The following is a 5,294-nucleotide window of genomic DNA, read 5'->3' as shown; positions in this document are numbered from 1 at the left end:
TTCCGTCTCCTGGCTTCCAATCGCGGTTTTTTGTTTTGGCGAATGAAAATCGTACACAGGACGCGGGCCATGCCCTCCTGCGTCAGGGCCGGAATCCGAAAGTGCGCAAGATTTCGGACGTTATCCATATGGTTGTGATTCATATACAAGAAACGTTGCTATTTCGGCGTTTGCCGAACCTCCTTGCGAAACGCCGATCCGCCGAGGCATGCGAACATGCCGGACAACCTGTCATTTTGCGCGCATAACCTGTCGATCCGACACGCCGCCTACAGCACCCTCATGCGCCGCACACAGCCACACGCACAGCACACGCACTGCGTACACAACGCCCACGAGTCGCACGGCACCTACGAGCCACACGGCACCCAGCCCATGCGATTCAGACGGCTTTGCCGAAGTAATCGCCCAACGCCTGCAACAGGCCGCTGCGACGCCGCCGAGACACCGCAAGACTCGCCCCATCGCGCATCAGGCACGCATGCTGATCCACACCCATTACATGCCGCAGATTGACCAAATAGCACGAATTCGCCATGACGAAATGGCACGGCTCCAACTGGGGCAGAAAACTCTTCAAGGTTCCGGTGAATTCGTAAACCCCCTCCAACGTATGCACGATGATCTTATGCCGGATGCATTCCAGATACGTGACCGTATCCAACGGCACGCGCATCATCCCGTTCATGGTGGAGAACACCAGCGAATTCGCCGCGTCAAGCGAACGCTTGCGCGCGATGCACCGATCCAATTCGCGCGAAAGCGCAAACCGGTTGACCGGCTTCAGCAGATAGCCCAACGCATCCACTTCATAGCCGTAAACGGCGTACTGCGCGATATTGGTGATGAACAGCAGCGACACGTTGCCGTCCCTGCCGCGAATGGCACGAGCCGTTTCAAGCCCATTGACATCCCCCATCTCCACGTCGAGGAACACGATGTCGATGTCGCTCCGATACGCCGCAAGAAGCGCCTCCCCCGAATCGTATTCGGAAATCTCGAACAGCACGTCGCCCGAATGCCGCGCCGCATAGGCGTCTAGGCCGGCGCGCACCTCCGCGCGCGCCTCCGCATCATCATCCACAATGGCCGCGGTTATCATTTCGCACATATCAGCCCCTCATCTTCGATCGGGTTTCTCTCCCTTTCAGCAAACAGCCTTAAACAAGGTTTAAGGCAAATTCATATGAGAGGCCTGCGCCTATTCTGCCGTTTTCCGCGCACAATCTGCCGCCGGTCCGCAATCCGACGCTTTTTCACCAGTCCGAAGCCTACGCTGCAGCATCGCCCTCATGGCGGCGATATCCTCACCCCGGAAATCCACGCCCTCCTCACCGTCGCGCAGCGCCCGCCGGTAGCGATCCAACGAATCATCAAGCACATGCAAGGCTTCGGTCATGGATTCGATCTCCCGTTGCAGCCGCTCCCGCTGCTTGAGCATAAGTTCATAGCGTTTGCCGATGGAATGGTCACCTTGCGCGGCCATATCACTGATTTCGCGTATCTCCTTGATAGGCATGCCGATATACCGCTGGAACGCAACCACACACACGCCGTCGACGGCATCCTCATCGAACCAACGATTGCCCGCCGCATCACGTTGGATATCGAGCAGCAGATGGTGGCGATCATAGAAACGAATCGCCGAAGCCGGCACACCGGTCTCCTCCGACACCTGCTTGATGCTACGCAACCGTGCCATACCGAATCCTTCCGATCGACCGCAAAATCATTCACGTTTGAACACTTCAAGTGTGGCACACATACGACGAAGGCCCCGGAACAATGCTCCAGGGCCTTCGAATCCACGGCCATTAACCGGCCATGCCGCCAAGGGGTCAGCGAGATGTCACCGCGGCACCCGCATCGCCTTTGCGACGCTCGAGATAACGCCGCACGGCAATCACCTCAAGCACGGCGAACAGCACGGCGATCACCGCAATACCCACATACGTGGCGATCTTCCACACCGGGGTGGCTTCCTTCGGCTCTCCGTTCTCATAAGCCCAGCTGTTCACGGTGGTGTACAGGATGTTATGGGCCGCGGTGCGCATCGCCTTCACGGAAGTCGCCGACTTGTCGGTGATATGGTTGGTCACTTCGGTGGTGGCCAGCATCGCATCGTTGCCGTTGCGAACGCCTTCATCGCCATACATGTAACCCGCACCCTCGAAGTAATCGGTGAGCACGAATCCACGGAATCCCCACTCGTCGCGAAGCACGTTCTGCAGCAGGTTGGCGCTGCCGCCCGCCCAAGTCGGTCCGATGTAGTTGAAGGAACTCATCACGGCCTGCGCGCCGCCATCCTTCACGCTCATCTCGAACGGCTTAAGGTAGATTTCACGAATGGACTGTTCGTTGGCCCACGTACACAGCATGCTCGCACGATTGGTTTCCTGATCGTTCAAAGCGAAATGCTTCATGAACGAGTACACGCCCTTCTCCTTGGCGCCGGCGATCTCGCTGGACACCAGAACGCCGGTGAGATAACCGTCTTCGGAGAAATATTCGAAATTACGACCGGCGAACGCGCTGCGGTGAATGTTCATCGCCGGCGCATACCAGCCATGAATGTTCAATTCACGCGCCATCTGACCGATCATCTCACCGTATTGGGAGGCGAGATCCTGATTCCACGTGCACGCCACCGCGGTGGAGGCCGGGAAGCCGATGGAGGCGGCGCCAGTGAAGTTGTTGTTCAACGCAGCAGGGCCGTCGGAATCGGTCATGGTGATCTTGCCGATGGACTTGATGGCCTGCGTGCCGTAACCGGCCAGGGCGATCATATTATCCATATCGTCGAAGGTCAGTTCGTCAAGCAGATCATCCCACTTGGCATCGTCGTAGTCGAGTCCGCGAAGTTCGGCCAAACGCACACCGTTCCTAGCACCCGTCGTCGGCATCTCATCGGAATCGTCATTGCGGGATTTCAGATCGTAGTTGGAGATGTTGGTGAATTCCGACTTCAGCTTATCGCTCATGCTCAGGCTGGCGGGGGCCGCGGTCGCCTTGGCATAGTTGGCGAAATGATCGGCGCGGGACAGATAGGTCACATCACCGGCCGCATTGTCGAACTGGTTGGTCGCCACGGTCTGATCGCCGTTATGTGTATTGGAATCGGAATCGTAGGTGATGGTGTCGGCCACGGTGATCTTCTGATCGTCGATCACCGTATGCGAATCGGATTGGATCGACACATCGTAGTCGCCGCGCTCAAGCACGTACGCTTTGGCGTTCTTCGCATCGTAGGATGCCATGGCATCGTCGTCGAATTCAATGCTCAACGTCTGCGATTCGCCCGGCTTCAGTTCCTTGGTCTTGTCGAAGGCGACCAGGTTTCTGGACGCTTTTTCGATGCCGCCATTGGTGTACGGCGGGTTGACGTAGGTTTCGACGACGTCCTTGCCTGCGGTGTCGCCGGTGTTGGTGACGGTCACGTCGAAGGTGATCTTGCCGGACTTGGTGTCGTACTTCACGTCGCCCATCTTCTGCTTGAACGTGGTGTAGGAAAGGCCGTATCCGAACGGATAGATGACGGTGTCGTCGTAATCGATGGCGCCTTCCTCGGCGGCGGTCTCGTAGAACTTGTACCCCACGTAGATGCCTTCGACATAGTCCACGAACGACGGCTTACGCACATCGCCACGATTCTCCGTGTTGTATTCGGACATGTTGTCGTAGTAGAAGGAACCGAAATTGTTGGCGGTCGGGGTGGCGCTCAGGTCACGCACGAAAGTGTCGGACGTCTTGCCGGACGGGTTGGTCTTGCCGGCAAGCACCTCGCCCAGGGCGGAGAAACCCGTCTGACCGGCCGGCGGGCACCACAGCACGGACTTGATCTGCGGATAATCGTTCAGGAAGTCGAACTGGAAGGTGTTCGCGCCGTTGTAGACGAGCGTCACCTTGCTGAAGTTCTTGGTGACCAGATCGAGCATGTCACGCTCGGTCTGGGAAAGCTGCAGGAAGCTTTCGCCGTCCTTGAAGTCGTCGTATTTCTTGGAATTATTCGTGTACGTGATACCGTCCGCTTTCATGTTCGTCGGCAGATCGGCGCCTTCGCCGCCGACGCGGGTGAGCACGACCACGGCTTCATCGGAGAAGCTCTTGGCTTTGGAGATCAGGGAGTCGGAATACTGATTGGCCGGCACTTCCGGCAGCGTCCAATCCTGTTCCCACATGCCGACTTCCGGACGGTCGGAACGGTAGTCGGTGTACAGCTTGCTCAGGTCGGCGTTGGTCGTGATGCCGGCTTCCTTCAAACCGTCCAGCAGCGACGTAGTCGGATACTGATCGTTCATCGACCCCGAACCGGTGCCGCCGTAAACCGGATTGGTGGATCCCCAGCCGAACACGTTGACTTTCTTGGAAGACAACGGCAGGTTGGAATCGTCGTTCTTGAGCATGGTCACGGCTTCGCGCTGGATGTTCGCGGCAAGCTTGTTGGCGCTATCGATCGAGGATTCCGAAAGCGTGTACTTCTCGCTGGTCGCCATCGTCAGCAGATTCGACAGCGGCCCGTACATCATCATGACCAGCGACACCGTGGCGGCGACCAATACCACCAGCCAGGATTCGGAATGAATGAGCTTTCGATTCGCCTCGTTGCGCATCGTGTTCTTGTTGATGGCGAATGTCACCACCAGTGCCAGGACCAGCACTACACCGATGACCGCCAGATACGGCGCCACCGATTGCAGCACGGTCATGACATCAGCCATGTTGATCTGCAGCATGGTACGTCTCCTCCTTGATTCTCATGGATGCACGGCATTCGACGTTGGACCCGCCGACACGTCGTTATGTCGCTTATTCCATTGCATCAGGGAAAATCCCAGTTTCATCCGACTTTACTTTTTCGGTCTTATGCGTTCCTTTTTTGGTTAGCCATAGCATTGCAAATGACTCGCCATGCCGCACGTTATACCGTCGTACGCACGCGTTGCCACATGGCACGGGAAACTCTCAGGGAGGGTGCAGTAGGTAGGTGAAGTGGAGATGGACGCGATACGCGGAAGACTACCGGAAAACGGTTCGGGAAGGACGGACGGTATCCAAACTTGCCTGGATACACGAAGGCCACCGGAACGCGTGGACGCGCCCCGGTGGCCGGAACAAAAAAAGCGAAACCCCGTAACACCCGGGGATATAAAAAATCGGATCCCGGGAACCCCGCAAGGGGCTCGACCGGGATCCGATCCAACAATAAAAGCGGCGACGTGCTACTCTCCCACACCCTCTCAGGTGCAGTACCATCGCCGTGCAAGGCCTTAGCTTCCGGGTTCGGAAAGGGACCG

General features: G+C 57.4%; 4 protein-coding genes and 1 rRNA gene. 1 reads left to right on the top strand and 4 read right to left on the bottom strand.

Annotated features, from left to right (window positions below):
- The coding region (locus KIH75_RS09810; protein ID WP_219056521.1) for a hypothetical protein at positions 1-248 on the top strand (248 nt) is incomplete at its 5' end.
- Between the two features lie 134 nt (positions 249-382).
- Here the strand turns inward: KIH75_RS09810 and KIH75_RS09805 are convergent.
- From KIH75_RS09805 to rrf, 4 genes are all read right to left on the bottom strand, one after another.
- On the bottom strand, positions 383-1,111 hold the full coding sequence (locus tag KIH75_RS09805) for a LytR/AlgR family response regulator transcription factor (RefSeq protein ID WP_219056520.1): 729 nt from the start codon (positions 1,109-1,111) through the stop codon (positions 383-385).
- Between the two features lie 90 nt (positions 1,112-1,201).
- Complete coding sequence (locus KIH75_RS09800; RefSeq protein WP_219056519.1) at positions 1,202-1,702, bottom strand: MerR family transcriptional regulator; 501 nt, start codon at positions 1,700-1,702, stop codon at positions 1,202-1,204.
- A gap of 136 nt (positions 1,703-1,838) precedes the next feature.
- Positions 1,839-4,733, bottom strand: a complete 2,895-nt coding sequence (locus tag KIH75_RS09795; protein WP_219056518.1) for a glycoside hydrolase family 3 N-terminal domain-containing protein — start codon at positions 4,731-4,733, stop codon at positions 1,839-1,841.
- Positions 4,734-5,206: 473 nt separating this feature from the next.
- Positions 5,207-5,294 (bottom strand): 5S ribosomal RNA (rrf, locus tag KIH75_RS10405); the annotation flags it as partial.

It is taken from the genome of Bifidobacterium pongonis, from assembly GCF_019331805.1.
Lineage (GTDB): Bacteria > Actinomycetota > Actinomycetes > Actinomycetales > Bifidobacteriaceae > Bifidobacterium > Bifidobacterium pongonis.
This window is presented reverse-complemented; position numbering and strand designations above follow the sequence as displayed.

Coding starts and splice junctions, on each gene's coding strand:
- KIH75_RS09805 (WP_219056520.1), bottom strand. CDS start 1,111: ATGTGCGAAATGATAACCGCGGCCATTGTGGATGATGATGCGGAGGCG.
- KIH75_RS09800 (WP_219056519.1), bottom strand. CDS start 1,702: ATGGCACGGTTGCGTAGCATCAAGCAGGTGTCGGAGGAGACCGGTGTG.
- KIH75_RS09795 (WP_219056518.1), bottom strand. CDS start 4,733: ATGCTGCAGATCAACATGGCTGATGTCATGACCGTGCTGCAATCGGTG.